This window comes from Anaerococcus sp. C0059F3, assembly GCF_056590475.1.
This window is the reverse complement of record NZ_JBWPWE010000003.1, coordinates 33,869-57,356: the sequence shown is the minus strand read 5'-3', so window position 1 is coordinate 57,356 and position 23,488 is coordinate 33,869. Positions and strand designations below refer to the sequence as shown.

Below are 23,488 nucleotides of genomic sequence, written 5' to 3'. Positions count from 1 at the left end.
TTTTCCTCATTTACTCATTATTTTTTCTTTAAATTCTATCATATCATCATACTTATCTGATAGAAATTCTTTATCCTTTAGATACTCTAGGCCCTCAATCTCTGGGAAAATTAGTTTATAAGCTAGAAGTATATGGTTATTAATTCCAAATATATCCTTAACTTCTTTATTAACTGTCCTATCGCCATACTTCCTATCGCCAAGTATAGGAGTGCCGTTTTCCTTTAGTGAGTATCTTATCTGATGGGTCCTACCGGTAATTAACTTACATTCTAAGAAAGAATACCTGTCATTTGTCTCTAAAGCCTTAAAATATGTAAGTATTTCCTTACCATCTTTACTTTTTTTAACCTTGTTCTTATTTTCATTTTTAGAAATGACACTATCAATTTTAAAATCTTGATCTACCCTTCCAGATACTATGGTCAAATAGTATTTATCCATTCTATTTTCTCTTATTGCCTTATTTAAGCTTCTTAGTGTCTTACTATTTTTTGCACCAATTACCAGCCCAGCCGTATTCCTATCGAGCCTATTTACAACAGCAGGCTTAAAGGTCTTATCAGACATATCAAAAGATCTAGTCTTATAAAGGTAAGATAGCATCTTATCAACAAGGTTATTTCCATAGTCAGCCTTACTTGCTGCGTGTGTTAATTCGCCATAGTCTTTATCCATGATGATAATATTATCATCTTCATAGACTATATCCAAATAGAAATCTCCAGGTACAAAATCAATTTTTGTTAGCCATTTGTTGTAATCTTCGTCTGAGATATACATCTTAACTACATCTCCTTCATAAACGAAATCATTATTCTTAGCTCTTTTGTCATTAATTTTAAAATTCTTTTTTCTGATATTTTTTGAAATTACAGAAAGTGGTGCATTCTCAAAGTATTTTCTTAAAAACCTATCGAACCTTTGGTCACTTTGATTTTTGCTTACAATTATTTCTATCATTTTAAAAACTTCTATTTACATAAGAATCTATTAAAGATTCTCTGATTTCTTCGCAAAAAACTTTTTTTTGCCTTAATTTATTTAGTATTTTTTTATTCTTAGAATGAAGTATTAGTTTGTTGCAAGATTTTACCTGTATTTCGAATATCTCGCCGGTAAGTCTTTTTGATTTTAAGCTTATAAAATAAGATTCAATATCTTCAGGTCCAACCATATCAATTAAAGATTCAGTTGCCAAATCTTTCAGATAATAAAAATTTTCCCTATCATTAATGAGTCTTGTATGAATTTTTTTCTTCTTCGGTGAATTTTGGCACAAGAAAGCCTTCGCATTAGCAAACTTAGCCATTATATTATAATACTGATAATTATATATAGCTTCATCGAGGTCTCTAATATTAGAAAAAGGCTTTAAGCCCAAATTAATAATAAAGTTATAATTCCTTTTTAAAAACTCATCCTTGTCTATCTTTTTATCAGATAATAAATCAATAGATTCAATTCTCCATTCTTCAAATAAATTTAATTTTTGCTTTTCTACTATCATAATAAAAAACCGTCTCAAAGAGACGGTTTAAATTAATCCTCTAATTTAAGTTCAATAATTTCTGCTTGACCTGTTTGAGGAACGTCTTCTTTTTTCCAATCTAATCCTAGGTAAATATCTGATTTAGAATATTCTGATAGGGCATTCAATCTTTCAATTAGATCTTTAATATCTTCCTCATTTATATCAACAATATCATATATTCCATCAATATAAATTTTTCCTATATCATAGTCGCGAGCAAGAATTCCAGAAATGAATCCTATTAAAGCTTCAACAGTTCTAATCTTATAGCTTTTTGCATTGATTAACCTAATCTTGTGATCAAGAATTCTTACTTGGCTATCATCAGTATCTACAAATACAATATTTGAATTACCAATTTCTTTTTCGTGGTTTGCTTCTTCTACAAGATATTTTGTTTTTCCAGTTCCTTGTTCTCCTACTACTAAATAAATCATAATTTATCCCCCTTTATTTTTTCATAAATTATTTTCTTACTTTTGTCGCCTTGTATTATAGAATTTTCCTCCATGAAAGATACTATTTCATCCCTGATAAGCCACCATGACCTATCCCAGTTACAGAAAATTGTTTCTTCTTCTGGAGCTCTTCCTACAAGTCTTGCTATAGCGCAATCAGAATTTATATGCCTCAAAAATTCAATGACATTTTTTTGATATTCTTCTTTGCTTTTTAATTGTATCTGACCATCAACATACATTTGGCCTAGTTTACTATTCTTAGCTATAAACAAAGAATGAATTTTTACTTCTTTTACATTTAAGGCATTTAATATCCTTGCCGTCTCTATTGTATCACTAATATCATCCCAAGGTAAAGCTAAAATTACATGGGTCGATATCCTAAACCCGTATTTATTTATAAGATTACAGGCTAGAATGAAATCTGAAAGGCTCTCACCTCTATTAAGGATTTTTAAAGTCTTGTAATTTGCTGTCTGAAGCCCAAGCTCTATTGTTATATCAATGCCTGTTTCTTCATGCCATTTATATAAAAATATCAGCTTATCTTCGGTAATACAGTCACTTCTCGTTGCAATAGATATTCCAACTATATAGTCCTTCTCACATTCTCTAATTATTTTTTTGAAATCTTCTAAATTCATATAGGTATTAGAGAAATTTTGAAAATATGCTATAAATTTATTTGCCTTATATTTTTTTGCTATATATTCTTTATTTTTTGATAACTGATTGGTTACTGTCAAACTTGAATCTAAATTTTCAAATGAACCACCAGTTTCTGAACAATATATACAGCCTCCATAACCACATGCCCCATCTCTATTAGGACATGTAAGCGGGAGCTTTATTGGCAATTTATAGACTTTTTCCTTGTAGGTTTCCTTATAATAATCACTGACCTTATAATATACTTGGGTCATTATTATTCTTCTGAATTTGCCTCTGCGTCGTATTCATCGATTAGATCATCAATCTTTTCATCTGTCCAGTAATGACTAAAGATATGGAAGACGTCATCAATTTCATCTTCATCATCAATCATAGTTAATTCTATGTTTTCTTCACCATATATGTCTGTGTACCTAAATAGGTAAATTTCTGAAGATTCTCCAGAAAGTAGAGCGATGTATTCCTTATCATCTACACTGAAGATGTCTATTAAAAGACATTCTTCTTCTGTCTCACCTAGTTGAATAGCTATTACAGCCTTGCCTTCGTTTTTATTAAAAACTACATCATGACCGTGAATATCAAATCTTTCTGTCATAGTTGCTCCTTAATTTCTTTTAGTTTGTCGAATACATTTTCAATTAAAATTATTACCGTTAAGATATCATCTAATTGAGTATAGAAATATTCTTCGTCTTGCTTATATTTTACCCCTAATGAAACCATCTTCACATTTTGATTTTTGAAAACTATTCTAGAATCTAGTGAATATTGGGTCTTAATAACTTCTATTGGCCTATTAAAAAGATTATTATAAGATTCTTCAAAAATTTTTGTAAAGCTTTTATCAGAATTCTTAAAACTTGGAATATATATCTTTTCATCAAGTTCTGACTTTGCTATGCTAGCTGCAAGATTACTTTTCTCAAGCATCTGCCTGATACCCTCTTCAGTTAGAGATCTTAAGACCAAAATCATGTTGATTGAATTTTTCATAGTCCTAGTTGTGGCAAGATTAGAAGATGATATAATCTGATTGTCTAAACTATTAACCGCGAAGCTACCTGATGGACATAATTCAACGAAAGAAGCCAGGTGGTTAAATGATTCAGAAGTTATTGGATTAATATCTTTATTTTCAATCTCTTGGCAAGTGAATTTCATATCAGGTTCATAGCGTAGATTTTTCTCAATTTCTTCGTTTTTATAGATTTCAAAAGCATTTGATAAATCATTTTCATATTCAGAACTAATCACAAAATCTAAATTTGCTGAAGATGGTATATTATCATACCTATCTCCTCCTGTTAAGGAGACCATTTCTAGATCCACTTTTGACTTTAGTCTCCTAAAAAACCCTATAATCATCTTTATAGAATTTTTTCTAACTTTATTTATATTATCACCAGCATGACCACCCATGAGATCACTTAAAGCTAGTCTATAGGTTTTATAAGAAAATTCTGGTTTAAACCTATCAACTGGAACTGTAATTAAAGATAAAAGTAGACTTGAAAATTCATCAGCTACTGCATTAGCCTGTCTTAAATTTAAATTTATTATATTCTTAGTTCTTAATACATCGACTATTTCCCTATAATCTTCAATTTTTGTTTGAATATTACTATAGGATAATAGCACATCAAAAGAGAGCGCGGAATTAGTTAATAGATAATTTATAACTATGGCAGATGAAATTAAGTTAATATTAGCTTTGCTAAAAATGGATTTTCCGTCGTTTGATGTTGAAAAATCGAAAGGTATATCCGACGGACTATCAATGTTTAAATGTAGTAAAGCTAATGGATTCTCTCCTTTTTGTATATAAAAGGATTCTTCTAAATCTATTATCTTGTATCCATTTTCACTGGCTGTTTTTAGAATTGTCCCTACTATTGTCGGAAAAGAATCCTCTTCTATTACCTTCGTATTAAAACATTCTATAAATTTTTTGAAATTTGATTTTGTGCTTTCACTTGCCATAAGGCCTGCCTAATAATATTTTTTAACTTCTGCATCCTTTGAGATTTCGTTTAGTTTCTCTAAGTATTTTTCTTGTCTCTTTACCATAAGATATGTTTGATAAACCTGATCTTTTACTTCATCAAAAGCTTTTGCTTCTTCATTTTTTACATCTTCAAGATAAATTAAATGGTATCCAAATTGTGATTTAACAGGTTTTGATATTTCTCCAATCTTTAAGCTATCAAGACCATCTTGAAATTCTTTTACCATAACTCCTTTTGGGAAGGTTCCTAGAGAGCCACCGCTAGCTGCAGATGGATCTTTTGAATATTTCTTTGCCGCTTCCTTAAAGTCCAGCCCATTTTCAATTTCTTTATATACTTCATTTGCCTTATCTAAATCATCTACTAAGATATGACTAGCTGTATAAGTCTTATTTGGGCTTATCACTTCCTTATTTTCATCATAATAAGTTCTAAGGTCATCTTCTGTTGGATTAACACTTTCAAAAATCTTATGCATTGCATAATTTTTAAGCATATTATCCTTGACAAGTTTTAGTTCGTTTTGAAACTCATCATCTGTATCTAGTTTGTTTTTGTAGGCATCGGTAAGAATTATTTCTTGATTTACCATCTCATCAGTTAGGACCTTGATACCTTCTTCATTTTGAAACCTTGCACCGCCTTCAATATTTTGCATAAAAGCGATAACATCATTTCTATATATTTTCTTGCCATTAACTTCTGCTAAAAGTTTATTATTATTCTCCATACTTACCTTTCGTTTAGTTCAATTCTATTATTAAATATTTTTATATCTTTATTTTTATACAAGCGACCAATAGCTCTTTTAAATGAAGATTTGCTCATAGAAAAATATGAATAAATTTTTTCTGGTGATGAATTATCAGAAACATCGCAAACTCCTCCATTTTGATAGAGGTAGTCTAAAATTTTATCGCTATCGTTATTTATTTCTAAATAAGCTCTTTGTCTAAGAGAAAGTTCAATCTTACCGTCACTTTTTACTTCTTTGACCCTAGCTGTAATTTCTTCACCTTCGATATATACACCTTTTAGTTCCTTAATTCTAATTAATGAATCGTATTTATTGTCAATAACTACGAAGGCTCCAATTGATTTATTTATTGAATAAATCCTGCCTTTAACAATGTCATTTTCCTTAAAATTATGATCATTGGTTAAAAGTTCTCTTATCTTGCTAGTTAGGTATAAATATCCGTCTTCTTCCTTAAAGGAAAGAGGATAAACCATATCTTTTAAGATTTTGTAAGTTCTTTCTTCAAATGGTAGGAATGCGTGTCCCCCTTTTATTTCAAAGTAAACACCTTTTTTAGTAACCTCAACGGCCTTTAAATCATAAATCTTACCGGGTTTATAAGGAAGAACTCGACTCGCCCTTAAAACTTCATTTAAATCCTTATATAGATAAGCTTCTACTTTATCATTTTGCCTGTAATCCTTAACCTGGTCCTTATCCATCACAGCATCACCAAGTTTTGTTTTTAAATATGCTTTGTTTTTTGTAAATCTTTTTATAATAAATTCTTTTATAATAATTCTCCTAATCCAATTGGTTGTAGGTAAAGCCCTCACCCAATACTTCTGAGATTGTATATGTAAATACAAAGGCTCTATCATCTATTTGTAAAATATCATCTTTGATTGCAGGAAATGTCCTAACACTTGTTATAGTCATTACAACTTTTTTCTCATTATGAGAATATCCACCCTCAGCTTCAATAAGGGTAACGCCTTTTTCATGCTTATTAACTAGCATCTCATTAATTTCCCTGTACTTATCAGAAATAACCATGATAGATATTTTTCTACCAAATCCTTGCATGAAATAATCAAAGCCTATAGATTGAATCATAATCGCAAGGGTGGCATACATGGCAAGGTCAATACCTATTATGAAAGCTGATGAAACCACAACCACGAAGTCTGCAAAAAACAAACAGACGTGAAGGGGTACATTAAAGTACTTATTAAATATTGCTGCGATTAGGTCTGTCCCACCTGAAGAAGCTTCATGGTTAAATACTATTGCAAGACCCAAAGAAACTATAATCGATCCAAATATTATATTTATTATCTTGTCATTGCCTAGACTAACATTTGGAACAATTTTTTCAAACACAAGTATATATGCTGACACTGCTAGGGATGATATGAGAGATTTTTTTGCAAAATCAAAACCTATAAAAACCATACCAGCGATTAAGACTATCACGTTTAATAAGAGGTTGACCATACCCAAATTTATAAATGGTAATCCCTTAGATACTACGAGCGCAAAACCTGATATTCCTCCAGCTGCTATATCTTGGCTAAGTAGAAAAAAATACAATCCTCCTGCTATAAGAAAGGATCCAAACAAAATCCAAAGGTATTTTTTCATACAACCTCCTTATATTATAATAAAATGTTATCATAAAATGGAGATTTATTCAATAAATAGAGCCTTAAAAAGCGGCTAATATAATTACAAATCCCCAAAATCTAACTAAAAATATTATTTATCTTTGTCATCTATTTTAAGGGGAATTGCCATTATAACGCCACCTTTTTTATTCTGCCCATTTTGGTATTAATTCATTGAAATTATCATACATATCAAGTAATGATTCTAACTCATCTTTACTCAAGTATGATGGTGATTTATTTCTTTGATCTATTATGCTATCAAGGATAGTTGTTGCTTGATATAAACTTAAGAGTCGATAAAACTTTCGTGCTGGTTTATTTCCTTCATGATAAGAATATAAAGCAGCTTTTGCAAAATTTGGGTGGGTTATTGCAATTCTATTTATTTCAACAAAATCAACTATTCCATCACCATATTCAAGTTTTTTTATACCTCTTAAATCTAAATATTTTTCCTTAAATATCCTAATGTTTTTATCACTAATATCTTTATATAAAAGGTTTATTGCAGTATTTTCGGTCAAATGCCTATTAGAATTAATAAAATCTACCAACATATAATCATCATCACCTATCTCACTTAAACCATGTCTATAAAATATTTGATTTGACTTTAGAAGAAAGGCTTTGTGCCAATCTATCTTATCGGTAGGCTTTATTCCATGAAGCTTTCTAAGTGCAATGCCAAATTCTTTTCCAATTTTTTCTTCCTCATCTAAACTTGCTTTGTCTAGAAAATCTTTTAATGATATCTCGTTTCTGTATTCATAAACTTTAAAAGATTTTTCTATATCAGGCATCAAACCTTTTTCATAGATCTTAAGAGGATCTAGGCCTGCGTGCTCCAAAACCTCGTTGACGAAAGATTCATTTTCTATATTGTCAAATTGGTCAAGGTCATAAAGGGCAAAGACATAAGATATTCCATCTTTGTCTACCCTATATTTGCTTGATCCAATTTTCTCAATTCTATCAAAATCACCAAGATTATTAAAAATATTAGTATGTCCTAGGATATTTCTAATATCACTAGTCATTTTTATCCCTTATTTATTATGTTCTTTAACTAATTCTTCTACTTCGGAAGCAAGTTCTAAATCTATGGCTTTATCTGCAAAGATTTTTTCTTCTGCTTGGCTTGATTTTAAAATTGTGTCTTTAATTTCTGCTATTTTTGCAGATGAGCCTGAAAATTCATCCAATCCTAAACCAAGTAAAAGTTTTGTTGCTTCTGTATCAGCTGCAAAGGCTCCACACATACCTGTCCATTTACCAGCCTGGTGAGATACATCAATTACATGTTTAATAGCTCTAAGAACCGCTGGGTTATAGTTTGAGTACATATGAGCTATATTCTCATTTCCTCTATCTACCGCAAGGGTATATTGGGTTAAGTCATTAGTTCCTATTGAGAAAAAGTCAGCGTATTTAATAAATTTATCTGCCATTATTATTGAAGCAGAGGTTTCAACCATTATTCCTACATCAAGGTCTTTGTTATAGTCTATTCCTTCCTTATCAAGATCTTTTTTGATGTCTTCAATTAATTCGATTGATTTCTTTAACTCATCAATATTTACTACGAAAGGAATCATTATCTTTAGATTACCAAAAGCTGATGCTCTTACTAAGGCTCTTAATTGGGTTCTAAATATATCTTCCTTATCTAAGCATAAACGAATCGCTCTGTAACCTAGGAATGGATTTTCTTCTACAGGGAATTTGAAATAATCAAGTCCCTTATCCCCTCCAATATCAAGAGTTCTTATGATAAGAGGTTTTTCTCCAAGCATCTCAGTTGCCTCTTTGTAGACTTCAAACTGAACTTCTTCGCTTGGGAATTCTGAACTTTCCATGTATAAAAATTCAGTTCTAAATAGGCCTACACCATCACATCCGTTTTCTATAGCTAATTTAAGATCTTCAATATTTCCGATATTTGCTGAAACTTCGATTTTTTTTCCATCAGTAGTTATAGCTTCCATATCCTTGACATTTTTAAGTCTTTCTTTTTTCTCTTTTTGTTCAAGAATCAATTTTTCGTATTTTTCAATTTCTTCTTGGCTAGGATTAATGATTAGAACTCCTTCGTACCCATCAATAATTGCTTTTTCTCCGCCTTTTAGCTTAGTAGAAACATTTGCCATACCAACTAGGGCAGGCATATCTAAAGTTTGGGCAATTATAGAAGTATGACTTGTCTTACCACCTAAATCTGTTGCAAAGCCAACAACTGCTTCTTTATCCATATTTGCTGTATCAGATGGTGTTAGTTCTTTAGAAATGATTATGCTTCCATTATCAAGATTAGATAAATCTTTTGGTTTAATTCCCTTTAATTTATACATAACTTGGAAGCCAATATCTTGATAGTCACTTGCACGTTCTTTTAGATATTCATCATCAAGGGCACTCATGATTTCAACCATTTCTCTAACGGTCTCATCTAATGCAAGTTCACTATTTTTATTTTCGTTTTTTATCTTCCCTTCAATTGTGTCAGAAAAATATGGGTCTTGGAGTAATTCTTTATGGGCATTTGCTATATTTTGTTGGGCTTCTGTTGGGTTATCGAGATTGCTTAAATCTTCAAAATAAGCGTTGATAGCTTCTTTTACTTTCTGATATTCTCCATCAGCTTGTTCTTGCGAGATTTTTGCTTGGTTCACATCAATTTTTTCTCTTGTAAATAAATAAATGTTACCAATAGCATAACCAGTACTAGCTTTAATTCCTTCGTATCTTTCAGTCATATAACCTATTCTCCTTATATTTATATTTTAAAAAAAGGATACTTTAAAAGTATCCTTTATAGACTTGATTTTATTCAGCTAAATTCTCAACAAATTCTACTAATTCGTCAGCAAATTTTTCTTCATCATCGCCTTCTACGATTAGTTTAATTTCAGTTCCTTTAGCTATTCCAAGGCTCATAACATTGAAGATGCTCTTTGCATTAGCTTCTTTTTCATCTTTTATAATTGTAACTTCACCTGGATAGTTTTTTACGAATTGTACTAATGATGCTGCTGGTCTAGCGTGTAAACCTGTCTCATTTGTAACAACTACTGTTCTTTCTGCCATAAAATCCTCCTAAATTGATTTTTATTTATAGTTATATTTTACTATTTTTAAAAAAATTAACAATACTTTAACTAATAACTTTGGTTGATTCCCTTTTGTTTATTTGAGCATCAATGATCCAATCATCTTCTAAAATATCTGATTCCTTCTTGATTCTTTTAATTAAAGCTCTTATAGAAATTGCACCTATATCATAATATGGAATAGAAACTGTGGTTAATTTTGGTCTGTATATGCTGGCAACTTTGTTATCACCAAATCCTACAACAGATAGGTCATCAGGGACTTTAATTCCGTGGTCAACACAATAGTTCATAAAACCAATTGCCATCTCATCATTCACACAGGCAACTGCGCTAATATTTTTTTCCTTAATAATTTTTACAGCTTCACCTGCATTTGAATATCCATCGTCGCTTGACATTCCATCTATTCTTAAGATATAAGAATTATCCTTACCTACAGCCTTTTCATAACCATTTATCATAGACTCATTGATTACGTTTTGATCTTTACCTGCAAGCAATAATATGTTTTTATGACCTGCTTCTGTTAGACTAGATATAAGTTTATATTCCTCAGTCTCATAATCAACTTTAACAGTTTTTATGTTTTTATAGTTATGATACTTATCTAAGATTACAAAAGGTATTCTTGTTTCTCTTAGTTTTACAAGTATTTCTGTAGATATATCTTCAGTAATAATTACTAAGCCCTCAACTTGTTTGGTTGCTAAAAAGTCTATAGAGTTTTCGACTTGTTTATCTTCGCCATAAGAGCTTGTAAGCAAGATATCATATTTGTATACCCTACCTATTTCTTCTATGCCCCTTATTAGTTGAGCCATGTATTCAATTCCAATATCCTTAACAATTACACCTACAAGGTTTGATTTTCTCATTACTAAGGATCTAGCTAATTCATTTGGTTTAAAGTCAAGCTTATTAATTGCATCTACTACTTTTCTTCTTGCTTCTGGACTAACAGGTTTTGAATTGTTCATAACCCTAGAAACCGTAGATATAGATACGCCTGCAAGCTTAGCTACGTCTTTGATTGTTGGCTGTCCCATATTTCCTCCATTATAGAAAAGACCATCATTTAGATGGTCTTAGTTTAACCTGCAATTACGTTTTTTACGATATCTATTACATCTATAATTAAAGATGAATAGTCAGTAATTGATGCAACTCCAGCTCCAAAAGTATCTACACTATCAACAGCTGTTATTCCAACATAATTAACTGTATCTTTAACATCATCAGCTATAGAATTAACACTTGTCATAGTATCATTTACTTTTGCTATTGCCATCTTTAAGTTAGGATCTGTGACTACACTATTAACATTTTCAACAAGGTTTGTCGCCTCATTTGTTAGATGTGGTAATTTAGTAATCACGTTATCAATATTACTTGAATTCTTATTAAGAACCTCTTGAACGCTTCCCAACAATTTATTCACCTTAACTAAAACTAGTACTAAAAATATTAGAGCTAGTATAGCTAAGACGCTCATAATTATATTGCCTAGAAGATTAAAATCTATAGTTATACTCATTTATATCTCCTTGACTAATTATTTTTATGTTTTACTTTTAAATCGTTCTCTTTTACCTTTTCTTTTGTTTCTTTAGCTTCATCTTTTATTTCTTTTGCGCCTTCTTCTACATCTTCTTTGGTATCTTTTACTTCTTTTGAGATTTCTTCTTTCTTCTCATCAGCAACCTTAGAAATTTCTCCAGCGCTTTCTTTAACTATTTCTTTTACGTCTTTTGCTCCATCAGCAAGAGAATCTTTTACCTCTTTAGAGGCTTCTTTTATTTGTCTACCTGTATCTTTTGCAACTTCTGCGCCATATTCAATACCATCTTTAATTGGTTGAAGATCTGTATAAGCTCTATATTTTAAATCTTCATAACCATCTTTTGCTTGATCGATTACGTCGTAAGTTGTATCTCTAACAGTATCTACTGTATCATTAAAAGCTTCTTTTAAATCTTCTCTAGTTTGTTTGCCAGATTTTGGGGCAAATAAAATGCCCGCAGCTGCACCTACAAGTGCACCTACTAAAAGACCTTGGCCTCTCATTCTTGAGTCATGATTTTTAGCTTTCCATATTTCGTATTTAATTTCTCTTTGTTTAGCTTTTGCTTTGCTTTCAATATAATCTTGTAATGACATAAATTATTCTCCTTTATTTTAGTCTTACTAATTATTACCCAAAAATAATATTTTAAAACTTAATATTATCCTAAGGGGTCCTTAACTTAAGACCTTCCCGTATGTGAAGGTGGGCAAGCTGTCTAAAATCTCTGACTTCCACTCTAAGGAGGCTTGTCATCAAAGTTAGAACTCCGCAATCCCTTATAAAGTTTGTAGGTTTAAATTGGACCTTACCTTAGGATAATTTAATTATAATATATTTCTATAAATTTTGCAAGATAAATCTTTTCACAATTTAATTAAAAAGGGCTTAAAATCATGGAAATCCTCAAGGATAATACTTTCCTGACTTAAAAATTCTATAAATTGCAAATAATATGAATGTAGGAGAAATCTTTCAAATTGATATTCTGAACCATATAGAAGGTCACCTATTATTGGATATTTCAAATTTGAAAGACTAGCTCTGATTTGGTGGGTTTTTCCTGTCTTTATATCACATTCAATTATAGAATATTTTCCCCCTACTTCTATGGACTTAAAATATGTAATGGCTTCCTTACCATCATTATTTTCTCTATAGGACTTGCTTGACTCATCATAGGCAAGCCTAATTTTATAGAGCTTATCTATATTTAATTCACCTTTAATATATGCAAGATATTTTTTTGTTATCTTATTTTCTTCTAGTTGTTTTTGATAATAAGCCTGAGCGTACTTATTCTTTGCAACCATCATAAGACCCGAAGTATTCATATCAAGTCTTGAAATCAACCTAATTTTTGCTTTTATATTATTTTCATTGAAATAATACGCCAAATAATTTGCTAGACTTACTTGATTATTAGAGTTTACAGTAAGTCCACTAGGCTTATTAACTACAAGCAGATTATCGTCCTCATAAACAATCTTTAAATCACCTTCAATAGGTTTGTAGTCTAAGTTTTCATCTTCTATAAATATTTTTATAGTATCTCCTTCTTTAAGAGAAATATTTTTGAATGTTGGTTCGTCATTGACAAATATTCCTCCCTTAATGAGTTCTTGATAAGCTCTCATAGATATTGATTTTTCTTTTAGGAACTTTTTTAAAGATATTTTCTTAGAATTTTTAAATTTTATATATTTCATACTTACTCCTATGATATAATATAAGCGAGAGGATATGATATGACAAATATAATTAATATTTTTAAAAACAAATCTAGGTATACAAACACAATCTTTCAGAGAACAAAAAAAATATTAGAGTCCAACGGTTATCAAATTAGCGCAGATTTTAACCCCAACGCTTTTTTAAATCTTGTAATAGGAGGTGACGGTACCTTCTTAAATGCAGTTCATCTTTCAAATTTTTCTTCTATCCCCTTCATAGGAATAAACACTGGTCACCTCGGATTCTACCAAGAAATTGAGGTAGACATGCTAGAAGAATTTGTAGATGCTCTAAAAAAACATCAATACAAAGTTGAAGAACTAACAGTTCTTCAATCAAAAATTAACAACAAGAGTATAAATGCAATCAATGAAGTAGTTGTTAAATCTAAGAAAAACCAAATTATTAGACTAAAAGTTTTTATAGACGGCAATTTTATTGAGGCTTATTCTGGAGACGGTCTGATAATTTCTACTCCACACGGATCTACTGCTTACAATTTATCAGCAAATGGAGCTATTTTGCACCAATCACTCAATGGTTTTCAGCTAACTCCAATTGCTCCTGTATATTCAAATTTAAACAAGTCACTAAAGTGTCCTGTTGTACTTCCAAATGATGCGACAGTTGAAATATCTGTTTCAAAGAGAGATAACTACCATACAATATTTATTTTTGATGGCAGAGAATTCTATACTAAAGATTTCAAAATTAGCATAGGTGTTTCCCCAAATAAAATAAATAAGCTTATTCTTAATAAAAACCATTACTGGACTAATATCAAAAATAAGCTTATGTGATTAGTTAAATGATGTTGTATTAAAAATATCCCTAACTATATTTCTTGCTAAAGGCGCAGCCACTTCACCACCTGTGCCTTGGCTATCTTCTATTACCATAGCAAAGGCTATCTTTGGCTCATAAGCTGGAGCAAATCCAACAAACCAAGCATCAACATTTCCATCAGCCTTATCGGCTGTTCCTGTTTTTCCGGCTAGTTGTACCCAATTTAGATAAGCATTAGTTCCGGTTCCTGAATTAACTACTTCAACCATCATATCTCTAATTGTATTTGCAGTATCTTCACTTGTTGCCTTTGATAAAATTTCGTTTTCTGCCTCATAAACAACATCTTTTTCTTTGTTTGTAATCTTATCTACAAGTCTAGGCTTCATCATAACACCATTATTGGCAATGGCGGATGTAATCATCGCCATATGAAGTGGTGTCATCTGTGTCTTACCATAACCAAATCCCGTCATCGCTAGATCCGCTTCATTTAAGTCCTTGAAAGGAATAACTGAGCTATTTTTATCTAAGTCAAATTTATAGTCTTTATTGAAAACAAATTTTTCACTTGTCCTAGCAAGCTTATCTTTGCCTAAATTAACAGCTTTGTTTGCAAAATAAGTATTTGCAGAGTTTACAAATGCCGATCTTAGGTCAAGATTACCAAAAATTTGATCATCATAGTTTTTTATTTCATAACCTTGAATAACTTCACTTCCTTTATCATTATAAAATGTATCTATCTTATTATCTAAAATTGATGCAGAAGTTATTATTTTAAAGGTTGAACCCGGTCTATACATACCAAGTGTCGCCCTATTGACTAGCCTACCATCTGTTGTTTGGATTAGATTATTCCAATCATTGTCTAAAGTATTCGGGTTAAAACTTGGTGTTGAAACCATTGCTAGAATTTGACCAGTACTTGGATTCATAATAACACAAGAACCCTTGTAGGCACTTAAGTAATTATAGACTATATTTTGAATATTTTGATCCAAACTTAAATGGAGATCATTTCCTGTATCGTTTTTGACAACCATTTTTCTAAAATTACTAAAATTTTCTCCACTTATTGCAAGGAGTTCTTTATTATAAGATTTTTCAATTCCTGTTTTCCCGTAAGTATTGGAAGAATATCCTGTAACTGGAGCTGAGGCTTCAGGATAATTATAAATCCTTACTTGTTTTCCTGACTCATCTTTCTCGCTATAGGCTAGAACATTTTCGTTTCTATCGTATATACTTCCCCTTTTAACTAAATCCTCATTTAACCAGAGTCTCCTATTATGAGAATTATCTGCCAAAGATTTTGCCTTAAATAATTGGAAATAAACTAAGTATAAAGCTACAAACATAAACAAAAACACAAAAAATACCATTACAAAAACAAGTCTTTTATTTAATGTTGATTTTGTCAGAACCTTAAGTTGGCTATTTTCCCTATATCTCTGTTTTTCTTCAAGCTCCTTGATTTTATCTAAAAGAGTTTTATTATCAGTTCTTTTTTTGTTTGTTTTATTATCTGTCATTTTCGCCTCCTTCCTTTATTTCTTCTCCACAATATTGGAGACAGCCGAGAAGGATAAAACCTGCAAGCATGGATGATCCACCCTGGCTAATAAATGGTAGGGTTACACCTGTTAGTGGGATTAATTTTAATACCCCTCCTAAAATTATAAAAGTTTGAAGCGCAAATAAAACCCCTATACAAAAAGCTAAGACAGAATAGAATTTATTTTGTTGAATAAGAGATATTTTTATCGCCCTATAAACGAGAATCATAAATAATAGGACTACTCCTATGCCCATGAAAACACCCATTTCTTCGCAAATAGCAGAGAAAATGAAATCTGATTCCGCCACTGGTATATAATCTGGTCTTCCAAGGCCAATTCCTGTTCCAAAAAGTCCCCCACTTGCTGTTGCAAATAGTGCTTGAGTTATTTGGTATCCAGTAACGTCAATGTCTGACCATGGATCTAGCCAAGTTGCAACCCTTATTCTAACGTGACCAAACAAGAAATATGCAGCTATAGAACCCATTATCATAAAAAACATATTTACAAATATAAGTTTTCTGTCCTTTTCATAAACAAATTGGCTTAAAATTAAAACACCAAAAAATATCAAAGCAGTTCCCAAGTCTTTTTGAAGAAACAAGAATCCTATGAATACATAAATCATAAAGTTCATAAAATACCTGCCAAAGGGCTTAAGACTTATTTGGTTGAAGTTAGTATAAAAACTTGCTATAAAAAATGCTAGGGGCACTTTTATAAACTCTGAAGGTTGGATACTAAATTTATTACCAATTATAATCCAGTTCTTAGCACCCCATAGATAAGTACCAAATACAAGTGTTATAATAAATAAAGCTATTGATATCCCGGCGTAGAATAATATTAATTTATCCCATTTATTACCAATTTTTAATATAAAATAGGTAATAAAAAATAAAATTACTCCAACTAAGTAAAATTGCAGTTGTCTCCTACCTAACTTTGGATCCAGTCTATATATAATGGCAACACCAATTGAAAATAACATATTTACTATTAGTAGCAAAATATTATCAGACTTTGTAAACCTATCTACCAAAAATGAAGTAAGAAGAGTTACTGCCAAAATTGCTAGATAGGTATAAAAATCCATATTTGTTAGATTTTCTATATTGAAAATCATCGCCAAAGACAAAGACAAAAACTCAAAGAAAAATAAAAGCATATTTGCCTTGGCCCTAGTTTTTCTCATTGACTTTTCTAATATATCTATCGATTTATTCATCTCGATCACCTTGGACAAATAAAAACTTAAGAGATCCTATTCTAATAATATCTCCAGATTTTAGTTCTATAGCATCAATGATTTTTTCATCGTTTAAATAAGTACCATTTGCTGATTTTAGGTCTTCGAGAAAATACATACTTTCGTCTTGAAGAATTCTAGCATGGAATTTTGATAAATACTTATCATTAATACTTATAGTATTTCTTGCATCTCTACCAATAGTGTTATCTTCTCCCAAAAAGTAATATTCTTGAACCATAAAGGAAAAACCATCGTTCAAATTTATTAATTTTAAATAAGTATCAGAATCTTGTTCTTTTTTAAGTGTAGTTCTAACATCGTAATATATTATTCTAATAATAGAGTAAATAAAATAAAAAACTACAAAAACAAATATATACTTTAATATTGTTGATAATAATTGATATAAAGTTAAACTTCCAAAAACATTTATTGAAAATACTTTATCAATAAGATTAAAAAACTTTTCCATATATTTAATACTCCTTGGCTATATATTATGATATTTTAAGCCTAAATTCAAGTTTTTAAGAAAAAAACCTCAGAGTTTCCCCTGAGGCCTAGAATTATTTTATTTTATAGAGTCAATTACAGCTTCCATGTGCTTAACTATTGAATCTTTCTTATCTTTTGCTTTATCCATAGAATCACCAATGGCATTTACATAAATCTTAATCTTTGGCTCTGTACCTGAAGGTCTTAATGTTACCCAAGAATCTTCTCCAAAGTAATATTTCAATACATTTGATTTTGGAAGTCCAGTATCATCATTTTGATAGTCAATAACTTTAACTACCTTATCGCCATTAAATTCTTTGATAGGATTTGTTCTTACTTCAGTCATAATCCTTCCAATTCTTTCTTGGCCATCTACACCTTCGAGAACTATTGATATAACTTCGTTAGAATAATATCCATGCTCATCATAGATTTCTCCTATTACATCTATTAAGCTCTTGCCCTTAGCTTTGTAATATGCAGCCATTTCTGTAATCATCATAGCAGCATTTACAGAATCTTTATCTCTTACAAAATCTTTGTAATTATATCCAATTGATTCTTCAAAACCAAATACAAACTTGCCTGAATTTTCTCTTTCAAGCTCATTTGCCTTATCATAGATATTCTTAAATCCTGTTAGAACATCGAATTTTTGAACACCATACTTAGCAGCAATTGGAGCGATTAAATCTGTAGTTACAATTGACTTAACAACTGCAGCCTTAGCTGGTAGTTCTCCCTTATCTTTTAGTCCTGATAAGATATATTGAGTTAATAAGGTACCTATTAAGTTACCTGTTAAGAATTGGTAGTCCCCATTTTTATCCTTAACTTCTACAGCACATCTATCAGCATCAGGGTCAGTTGCTAGAAGAAGGTCTGCTCCAACTTTCTTTCCTAATTCTTCAGAATATTTGAAAGCTTTTGGATCTTCAGGATTTGGATATCCAACAGTTGTGAAATCTGGATCTGGATTTTCTTGTTCTTTAACAACATGAATATTTGTAAATCCTCTTTCATCCAGAATTCTTCTAACTAGTTTATTTCCTGTACCATTGAGTGGTGAGTAAACCACACAAATGTCTTTGTCAATTCCCTCATCATTAATTGTACAATCAAGGATTAGAGAAATATATTTATCGATGACTTCATCTGGAACATATTCAATGATTCCATCTTTTAAACCCTCTTCAAAGTCCATTCTTGGGATTTCAAAGAAATCTGGGTGGTCACCAATATAGGATAAAATCTTATTAGCAGTTTCATCCATAATTTGGCTACCTTCTTCATTGTATGCCTTATAACCATTATATTCTCTTGGGTTGTGAGATGCTGTTACCATTACACCTGCAACACAACCTAATTCACGGATTGTAAATGAGCATACTGGAGTTGGTTCAATGTTCTTATGGATATAAACCTTAATGCCATTTGCAGCAAAAACTTCAGCAGCTATCTTAGAAAATTCTAGAGATTTATGTCTTACATCATAAGCAATGGCAACGCCATGTTTCTTAGCTTCTTCTCCGCCTTCTGCTATTGTATCTGCAAAACCCTGAGTAGCTTGAGCTACCATGTACTTATTCATCCTATTAGTACCAGCACCAAGTTTGCCCCTTAGACCTGCTGTACCGAATTTTAATGATTGGTAGAACCTATCCTTGATTTCTTCATCGTTGTCCTTAATAGACTCTAACTCTTTCCTGGTTTCTTCATCAAACCTGTCATCTTCGTACCAAGTATCAAAAATTTTCTTATAGTCCATAAGCCTCTCCTATCTTATATACATTTACTGACAAAGATTCTAAGTTAATACCATGACTTATATCCATGCTCATATTATTCATACCCTCTTTGTCAAAAATCTTTTCAATTTTATTATACTCTTCAGAACCAAGATAATTTACTAATATATCACGGTCAATGAAGATTTCATGACAATTTACATTTATTAAAACTAAATATTCCTTATCGAGTGTGTATCCTATCACGCTATTATCAAGACCTTCAATAAAATCAAGTCTTTTTTCTATTTCATCATGTGATGTATATTTAAAAGCTTCTATAGATTTCCTAAGGGCTATTAAGTCTTTAGCATAGGTGAAAATTTCTTTATTATTTTCCTTATCTTCCCAATTTATAGCATTTATATAAAGTGGTGACCTATATGAATTTGCATCATTTTTTTTACTGTGATTAAACTCATTTCCTTCGTAAATAAATGGCTTACCGAAAGATAACATAATGATCCCTAAGGCCAGTTTAACATATGAATTGATATCACTGGTGTCATCAAGTGAAATAGCAAGCTTATCATATAGAATCAAGTTATCGTGGCAATTAAAATAATTTATTGTCTCACTAGCATCGTCTGCAAAACCATCGCCATTACCGATATCTATCGAACCCCTTATTCCAGTTTCAATAGCATGTTTGTTGTTGAATATGCCTTGAATATAACCCTTTCCATATGAATTTACATCGCCTTTGATAGCATCCCTGAAATCATCATTAAAAACACCAAATCCATTTGATCTCTGTCTACCCTTCCATATTTGCTGGTCGTAAGCTAGAGGTGAAGATAAGGCCATCCATGGCTCACCATATATAATTATATTTGGGTTGATTTTCTTTAGCTCTTTTATTGCAATCTTTATAGTTTCAAGGTCAATAAGAGCCATTAAGTCAAACCTGAAACCATCAATTTTATATTCCTTTGCCCAATAAACTAAAGAATCTATAATAAGTTTTCTAACAAATGGTTTCTCGCTTGCAAGCTCATTCCCACAGCCTGAACCATTTGAAAAACTCTCATCAGGATTTGTCCTGTGATAATATTTAGGAGCCAGGGTATTTAGGTTTGAATCTATAGTTTTAAAAGTGTGGTTGAAAACTACATCCATAATCACACCTATTCCCCTATCGTGAAAGGCGTTCACCATCTCCTTAGCTTCCCTAACCCTAGATTTTGGATCTAAAGGATTAGTTGAGTAGGAGCCTTCTGGGGCAAAATATAATTCAGGATCATAACCCCAATTATAATTATCATCATGGAAAAATCTCGAATGATCTTCATCTACAGAAATAAAGTCATAAATAGGTAAAACTTGTACATGGGTCACACCAAGCTCTTTTATATTATCAAGTCCTGTCTTTACATCCTTGTATCTGGTACCAGCTTCTGCAAGCCCTAAAAACTTACCCCTATTATAAACCCCACTTGACTGGTCAGCAGTATAATTTTTTACACTTAACTCATAAATGATAGCTTCATTTTCCTTAATGTCAGGATGTTTGCTTTCCTTAAATCCTTCTGGATTTGTATCCCCCAAATCAATAACAGCCGAATACATAGAGTTTATCGATGCTGAAACTGCATAAGGATCTGTTACTTCATACTTATCTTCAACAATATAATTATAAAAATATTCGTCGTAGTTTCCCTTTAAACTAACAGTAAATATCCCCATCTCATCCTTTACCATTGGATAGATATCTCTTCTAACTTTTTTATAATCATCCGTTATTACTAGGTCAATCTTATCTCGATTTGGAGCAAATACCTTAAATGTAGTTTCATTTTTAGAATAAGTTGCTCCTAATTTAATTTTTTTTATTTCTTTATAGCTAATATTGTTAACTAAGTTCATTCTCTTTACTAATTACTTCATCCAATCTAAAATTATTTGCCCACAATATATTTTCAATTTGTCTATTAGTCCATTTATAAACATCCAAAAAGTCTTTCTTGATAATTTTACGTGTATCAATTAAATCTTCTAAATCATAAAAACACTTAAAGGAGTCGTTATACATCAACAACTGATCGTAAATAGTCTTGAAATTATAAGGAAAATCTTCATAGGATTCATTTAATAAATTGTCTATAGTGAATTTAACAACCTGCTTATCATAATAAAACTCATTGGCATTATATGTATTATCCTCATATAATTTTTGTACTTGTTTAAAGTCGGCACCAAAAGTATAGAATGAATTTTCCCTAGTAAGATTATCTACAATTCCACCCTTTGAGGATAGAATATTGGACATGTTAAAAATAGCATTTAAAATATTGAAATTCTGATTATCAAGGGTTGGCAGGGTTAGATTTGAATAAACATCAACTGATGGTAATATCCCTTTCATTTTCTCAACATTTAAATCCTCTATAAAAACAATTTTAATTTTTTCCCTAATAAATTTATCCTTATCAATCATTTTCTTAAGAGCTATGATAAATTTAATGGTCTCTTTTGCCATGAAATATCCTTCATTGGCTTTACCTGAAAATATATAGGTGGTTGGCGTTAGCATAAGGTTACTATTATATTTTAGCATGTAATACTCATAAGCAATAGCAAGACAATTAAGAATTTGTCTTTTACTTTCATGCATTATAGTTAATTGTATATCAAAAATAGAGTTAGGATTTATGATGTCACCTGTCCTATTTTTGACAATATTTGCGAACGCACTTTTATTATTGTACTTTACTTTGTCTAAATCAAGAATAAAATTTTTATTATTTTTTAGCTTTTTGATTTTTCCAATTTTTTCATTATGATAAGAACTTATGCCGTAGTCTTTAAAAAGATTTGTAAGTCCTATATTTGCAGCCTCAGCATAAAGAATCCTGTCAGTACCATAATTATAATATGAATGGTTAATATCATTTTCTCGAGAATCTGAAATGATTTTTGATAAGTAGTGATATTCTCCTGACAGATATTTATTTATATTCCTAAAAGACACCTTGCCATTCTTTACAAGGCTAATATCTTTAGTGCTTATTTGAAGATTTTTTTGAATCTCAATGATTGCATCCATTATCCCAGGATTTATCCTTCTTATCATGTCTATATCGTAAACTTCGACACTATCATCTGTTATTGAAAAAGCAACATGTTCAAAAACATTTCTTGCCATTTCAACAGCTTTAGTCATATCATAGTCATATTCTTGAGTTAAAATCCTTATGAATTCGATTATTGAAAGGCTTGGATGAATATCATGAGTGTATATTTTTATATTGTTTTCAATTCCTTCAATCTTACCATGTCTTTTATTATGCCTTCTAAATATATCCCTAACTGCAGATACCGAATAAAAATATTCTTGTTTTAACCTAAAAATCTTACCTTCATAGGTAGAATCATCTATATACAAGAACTTATTAATAGAACTGACATTTATATAGTCATCGTAAGCTTTTAAAAAATCTCCTCTAGAAAAATCATCAATATTTATTGCATTAAGTGGTTCAGATTTAAAAAGTCTTAAGGTATTTACAAAACCAGCATCATCACTTAATATAGGCATATCATAGGCAATTGATTTATTTTTTCTACCATCAATTTCAAGTAGGTAGGAAAAGGCCTTTTTATGTTCCCAGTTTGATCCTTGTTCCAGCCAAAAATCCGAATATTCGACCTGTCTACCATCAATAATTTTTTGCTTTAGGTTGCCATTTTCATACCTTAAGGCATATGCAACTGCACGCTTATTTTCATTAGCAAGAGCATTTATTAAGGCTGATGATCCAACTCCAATATCTCCAACGCCTAAGTCAGCTTCCTTTTCACAGGCTAAAATATCAGCGATGTCAAAGCCCATTTCATCAAGAGCTCCTATTATTTCATCCTTTATCTTGAGTCTATGAATATTTCTTTCAATGAACTTTCCAGGTAGGTATTCGAAGGATAAAATATAATAGTCTTTGTCACCACCAAGGGACTTAGATTTCACCCAAGTTTTACCAATAATTTCCATCATATACCTACACAGGCAGTCGTAAACTTCATTTATTCTTGCGTTTTCTATATTTTTAGCATAAAAAGAATACAAAAAACTTTGTATTCTTTTTACGATAAAATCTTTATCATTTTTCATATTTT

Annotated in this window: 23 protein-coding genes and 1 other RNA gene; 1 reads left to right on the top strand and 23 read right to left on the bottom strand. The window is 30.8% G+C overall.

Annotated features, from left to right (window positions below):
- Window positions 1–6: 6 nt before the first annotated feature.
- From AC1EJ5_RS02630 to AC1EJ5_RS02550, 17 genes are all read right to left on the bottom strand, one after another.
- Window positions 7–963: an RluA family pseudouridine synthase gene (locus AC1EJ5_RS02630; RefSeq protein ID WP_308749293.1), complete on the bottom strand. Its 957-nt coding sequence runs from the start codon at window positions 961–963 to the stop codon at window positions 7–9.
- A 1-nt stretch (window position 964) separates the two neighbouring features.
- Window positions 965–1,510 carry a DUF6648 family protein gene (locus tag AC1EJ5_RS02625; RefSeq protein WP_308749292.1) on the bottom strand — a complete coding sequence of 182 codons (546 nt, stop codon included), beginning with the start codon at window positions 1,508–1,510 and terminating at the stop codon, window positions 965–967.
- A gap of 32 nt (window positions 1,511–1,542) precedes the next feature.
- Window positions 1,543–1,971 (bottom strand): ATP-binding protein, encoded by a 429-nt coding sequence (locus AC1EJ5_RS02620; protein WP_223420307.1) that lies wholly within the window; start codon window positions 1,969–1,971, stop codon window positions 1,543–1,545.
- On the bottom strand, window positions 1,968–2,918 hold the full coding sequence (gene mnmL, locus AC1EJ5_RS02615; protein ID WP_308749291.1) for a tRNA modification radical SAM protein MnmL/YtqA: 951 nt from the start codon (window positions 2,916–2,918) through the stop codon (window positions 1,968–1,970). Before mnmL ends, AC1EJ5_RS02620 begins: the two co-directional genes overlap by 4 nt.
- Window positions 2,919–2,920: 2 nt before the next feature.
- On the bottom strand, window positions 2,921–3,265 hold the full coding sequence (locus AC1EJ5_RS02610) for a DUF1292 domain-containing protein (protein ID WP_223420305.1): 345 nt from the start codon (window positions 3,263–3,265) through the stop codon (window positions 2,921–2,923).
- Window positions 3,262–4,650: a zinc-binding metallopeptidase family protein gene (locus AC1EJ5_RS02605; protein ID WP_223420304.1), complete on the bottom strand. Its 1,389-nt coding sequence runs from the start codon at window positions 4,648–4,650 to the stop codon at window positions 3,262–3,264. The genes AC1EJ5_RS02610 and AC1EJ5_RS02605 overlap by 4 nt, the downstream gene beginning before the upstream one ends.
- Window positions 4,651–4,659: 9 nt before the next feature.
- Complete coding sequence (locus AC1EJ5_RS02600; RefSeq protein WP_308749290.1) at window positions 4,660–5,406, bottom strand: peptidylprolyl isomerase; 747 nt, start codon at window positions 5,404–5,406, stop codon at window positions 4,660–4,662.
- Between the two features lie 2 nt (window positions 5,407–5,408).
- A complete protein-coding gene (locus AC1EJ5_RS02595; RefSeq protein ID WP_308749289.1) occupies window positions 5,409–6,251 on the bottom strand; it encodes a S1 RNA-binding domain-containing protein in 843 nt (280 codons plus the stop codon).
- Complete coding sequence (locus tag AC1EJ5_RS02590) at window positions 6,220–7,059, bottom strand: YitT family protein (protein ID WP_308749288.1); 840 nt, start codon at window positions 7,057–7,059, stop codon at window positions 6,220–6,222. The genes AC1EJ5_RS02595 and AC1EJ5_RS02590 overlap by 32 nt, the downstream gene beginning before the upstream one ends.
- Before the next feature lie 169 nt (window positions 7,060–7,228).
- Window positions 7,229–8,122 (bottom strand): kanamycin kinase, encoded by an 894-nt coding sequence (locus AC1EJ5_RS02585; RefSeq protein WP_308749287.1) that lies wholly within the window; start codon window positions 8,120–8,122, stop codon window positions 7,229–7,231.
- Between the two features lie 9 nt (window positions 8,123–8,131).
- Entirely contained in the window at window positions 8,132–9,838 is a 1,707-nt protein-coding gene (gene ptsP / locus AC1EJ5_RS02580) for a phosphoenolpyruvate--protein phosphotransferase (protein ID WP_308749286.1), read from the bottom strand.
- Window positions 9,839–9,908: 70 nt separating this feature from the next.
- Window positions 9,909–10,169, bottom strand: coding sequence for an HPr family phosphocarrier protein (locus AC1EJ5_RS02575; protein ID WP_209771828.1), 261 nt, complete (start codon window positions 10,167–10,169; stop codon window positions 9,909–9,911).
- A 67-nt stretch (window positions 10,170–10,236) separates the two neighbouring features.
- The gene (locus tag AC1EJ5_RS02570) at window positions 10,237–11,241 is read right to left on the bottom strand and encodes a LacI family DNA-binding transcriptional regulator (RefSeq protein ID WP_223420298.1); all 1,005 of its coding nucleotides are present in this window, start codon (window positions 11,239–11,241) and stop codon (window positions 10,237–10,239) included.
- Window positions 11,242–11,285: 44 nt separating this feature from the next.
- Window positions 11,286–11,570 carry a hypothetical protein gene (locus tag AC1EJ5_RS02565; RefSeq protein WP_308749285.1) on the bottom strand — a complete coding sequence of 95 codons (285 nt, stop codon included), beginning with the start codon at window positions 11,568–11,570 and terminating at the stop codon, window positions 11,286–11,288.
- Window positions 11,571–11,743: 173 nt separating this feature from the next.
- Window positions 11,744–12,352: a YtxH domain-containing protein gene (locus AC1EJ5_RS02560; protein WP_308749284.1), complete on the bottom strand. Its 609-nt coding sequence runs from the start codon at window positions 12,350–12,352 to the stop codon at window positions 11,744–11,746.
- Between the two features lie 63 nt (window positions 12,353–12,415).
- Window positions 12,416–12,579: non-coding RNA, 6S RNA (ssrS, locus tag AC1EJ5_RS02555), on the bottom strand.
- Between the two features lie 43 nt (window positions 12,580–12,622).
- Window positions 12,623–13,465 (bottom strand): RluA family pseudouridine synthase, encoded by an 843-nt coding sequence (locus AC1EJ5_RS02550; protein WP_479814368.1) that lies wholly within the window; start codon window positions 13,463–13,465, stop codon window positions 12,623–12,625.
- A 39-nt stretch (window positions 13,466–13,504) separates the two neighbouring features.
- On the opposite strand from AC1EJ5_RS02550, the gene AC1EJ5_RS02545 reads away from it, so the two are divergent.
- The gene (locus tag AC1EJ5_RS02545; protein ID WP_223420294.1) at window positions 13,505–14,290 is read left to right on the top strand and encodes an NAD(+)/NADH kinase; all 786 of its coding nucleotides are present in this window, start codon (window positions 13,505–13,507) and stop codon (window positions 14,288–14,290) included.
- Here the strand turns inward: AC1EJ5_RS02545 and AC1EJ5_RS02540 are convergent, their stop codons facing one another.
- The 6 genes from AC1EJ5_RS02540 to AC1EJ5_RS02515 all read right to left on the bottom strand — a co-directional run bounded on the left by AC1EJ5_RS02540 (window position 14,291) and on the right by AC1EJ5_RS02515 (window position 23,483).
- Window positions 14,291–15,811, bottom strand: coding sequence for a peptidoglycan D,D-transpeptidase FtsI family protein (locus AC1EJ5_RS02540; protein ID WP_479814366.1), 1,521 nt, complete (start codon window positions 15,809–15,811; stop codon window positions 14,291–14,293).
- Window positions 15,801–17,066, bottom strand: coding sequence for an FtsW/RodA/SpoVE family cell cycle protein (locus tag AC1EJ5_RS02535; RefSeq protein ID WP_308748843.1), 1,266 nt, complete (start codon window positions 17,064–17,066; stop codon window positions 15,801–15,803). The genes AC1EJ5_RS02540 and AC1EJ5_RS02535 overlap by 11 nt, the downstream gene beginning before the upstream one ends.
- Entirely contained in the window at window positions 17,059–17,562 is a 504-nt protein-coding gene (locus AC1EJ5_RS02530; RefSeq protein WP_223420291.1) for an FHA domain-containing protein, read from the bottom strand. Before AC1EJ5_RS02530 ends, AC1EJ5_RS02535 begins: the two co-directional genes overlap by 8 nt.
- 99 nt (window positions 17,563–17,661) lie before the next feature.
- Complete coding sequence (locus AC1EJ5_RS02525) at window positions 17,662–19,356, bottom strand: phospho-sugar mutase (RefSeq protein WP_308748844.1); 1,695 nt, start codon at window positions 19,354–19,356, stop codon at window positions 17,662–17,664.
- Window positions 19,346–21,241 (bottom strand): type I pullulanase, encoded by a 1,896-nt coding sequence (gene pulA / locus AC1EJ5_RS02520; RefSeq protein ID WP_479814364.1) that lies wholly within the window; start codon window positions 21,239–21,241, stop codon window positions 19,346–19,348. Before pulA ends, AC1EJ5_RS02525 begins: the two co-directional genes overlap by 11 nt.
- Window positions 21,228–23,483 (bottom strand): glycogen/starch/alpha-glucan phosphorylase, encoded by a 2,256-nt coding sequence (locus tag AC1EJ5_RS02515; protein ID WP_479814362.1) that lies wholly within the window; start codon window positions 23,481–23,483, stop codon window positions 21,228–21,230. The genes pulA and AC1EJ5_RS02515 overlap by 14 nt, the downstream gene beginning before the upstream one ends.
- Window positions 23,484–23,488 lie beyond the last annotated feature (5 nt).

Excerpts from the sequence above, each read along its gene's own strand:
- AC1EJ5_RS02630 (WP_308749293.1), bottom strand. The coding sequence starts at position 963 with ATGATAGAAATAATTGTAAGCAAAAATCAAAGTGACCAAAGGTTCGAT.
- AC1EJ5_RS02625 (WP_308749292.1), bottom strand. The coding sequence starts at position 1,510 with ATGATAGTAGAAAAGCAAAAATTAAATTTATTTGAAGAATGGAGAATT.
- AC1EJ5_RS02620 (WP_223420307.1), bottom strand. The coding sequence starts at position 1,971 with ATGATTTATTTAGTAGTAGGAGAACAAGGAACTGGAAAAACAAAATAT.
- mnmL (WP_308749291.1), bottom strand. The coding sequence starts at position 2,918 with ATGACCCAAGTATATTATAAGGTCAGTGATTATTATAAGGAAACCTAC.
- AC1EJ5_RS02610 (WP_223420305.1), bottom strand. The coding sequence starts at position 3,265 with ATGACAGAAAGATTTGATATTCACGGTCATGATGTAGTTTTTAATAAA.
- AC1EJ5_RS02605 (WP_223420304.1), bottom strand. The coding sequence starts at position 4,650 with ATGGCAAGTGAAAGCACAAAATCAAATTTCAAAAAATTTATAGAATGT.
- AC1EJ5_RS02600 (WP_308749290.1), bottom strand. The coding sequence starts at position 5,406 with ATGGAGAATAATAATAAACTTTTAGCAGAAGTTAATGGCAAGAAAATA.
- AC1EJ5_RS02590 (WP_308749288.1), bottom strand. The coding sequence starts at position 7,059 with ATGAAAAAATACCTTTGGATTTTGTTTGGATCCTTTCTTATAGCAGGA.
- AC1EJ5_RS02585 (WP_308749287.1), bottom strand. The coding sequence starts at position 8,122 with ATGACTAGTGATATTAGAAATATCCTAGGACATACTAATATTTTTAAT.
- ptsP (WP_308749286.1), bottom strand. The coding sequence starts at position 9,838 with ATGACTGAAAGATACGAAGGAATTAAAGCTAGTACTGGTTATGCTATT.
- AC1EJ5_RS02575 (WP_209771828.1), bottom strand. The coding sequence starts at position 10,169 with ATGGCAGAAAGAACAGTAGTTGTTACAAATGAGACAGGTTTACACGCT.
- AC1EJ5_RS02570 (WP_223420298.1), bottom strand. The coding sequence starts at position 11,241 with ATGGGACAGCCAACAATCAAAGACGTAGCTAAGCTTGCAGGCGTATCT.
- AC1EJ5_RS02560 (WP_308749284.1), bottom strand. The coding sequence starts at position 12,352 with ATGTCATTACAAGATTATATTGAAAGCAAAGCAAAAGCTAAACAAAGA.
- AC1EJ5_RS02550 (WP_479814368.1), bottom strand. The coding sequence starts at position 13,465 with ATGAAATATATAAAATTTAAAAATTCTAAGAAAATATCTTTAAAAAAG.
- AC1EJ5_RS02545 (WP_223420294.1), top strand. The coding sequence starts at position 13,505 with ATGACAAATATAATTAATATTTTTAAAAACAAATCTAGGTATACAAAC.
- AC1EJ5_RS02540 (WP_479814366.1), bottom strand. The coding sequence starts at position 15,811 with ATGACAGATAATAAAACAAACAAAAAAAGAACTGATAATAAAACTCTT.
- AC1EJ5_RS02535 (WP_308748843.1), bottom strand. The coding sequence starts at position 17,066 with ATGAATAAATCGATAGATATATTAGAAAAGTCAATGAGAAAAACTAGG.
- AC1EJ5_RS02530 (WP_223420291.1), bottom strand. The coding sequence starts at position 17,562 with ATGGAAAAGTTTTTTAATCTTATTGATAAAGTATTTTCAATAAATGTT.
- AC1EJ5_RS02525 (WP_308748844.1), bottom strand. The coding sequence starts at position 19,356 with ATGGACTATAAGAAAATTTTTGATACTTGGTACGAAGATGACAGGTTT.
- pulA (WP_479814364.1), bottom strand. The coding sequence starts at position 21,241 with ATGAACTTAGTTAACAATATTAGCTATAAAGAAATAAAAAAAATTAAA.
- AC1EJ5_RS02515 (WP_479814362.1), bottom strand. The coding sequence starts at position 23,483 with ATGAAAAATGATAAAGATTTTATCGTAAAAAGAATACAAAGTTTTTTG.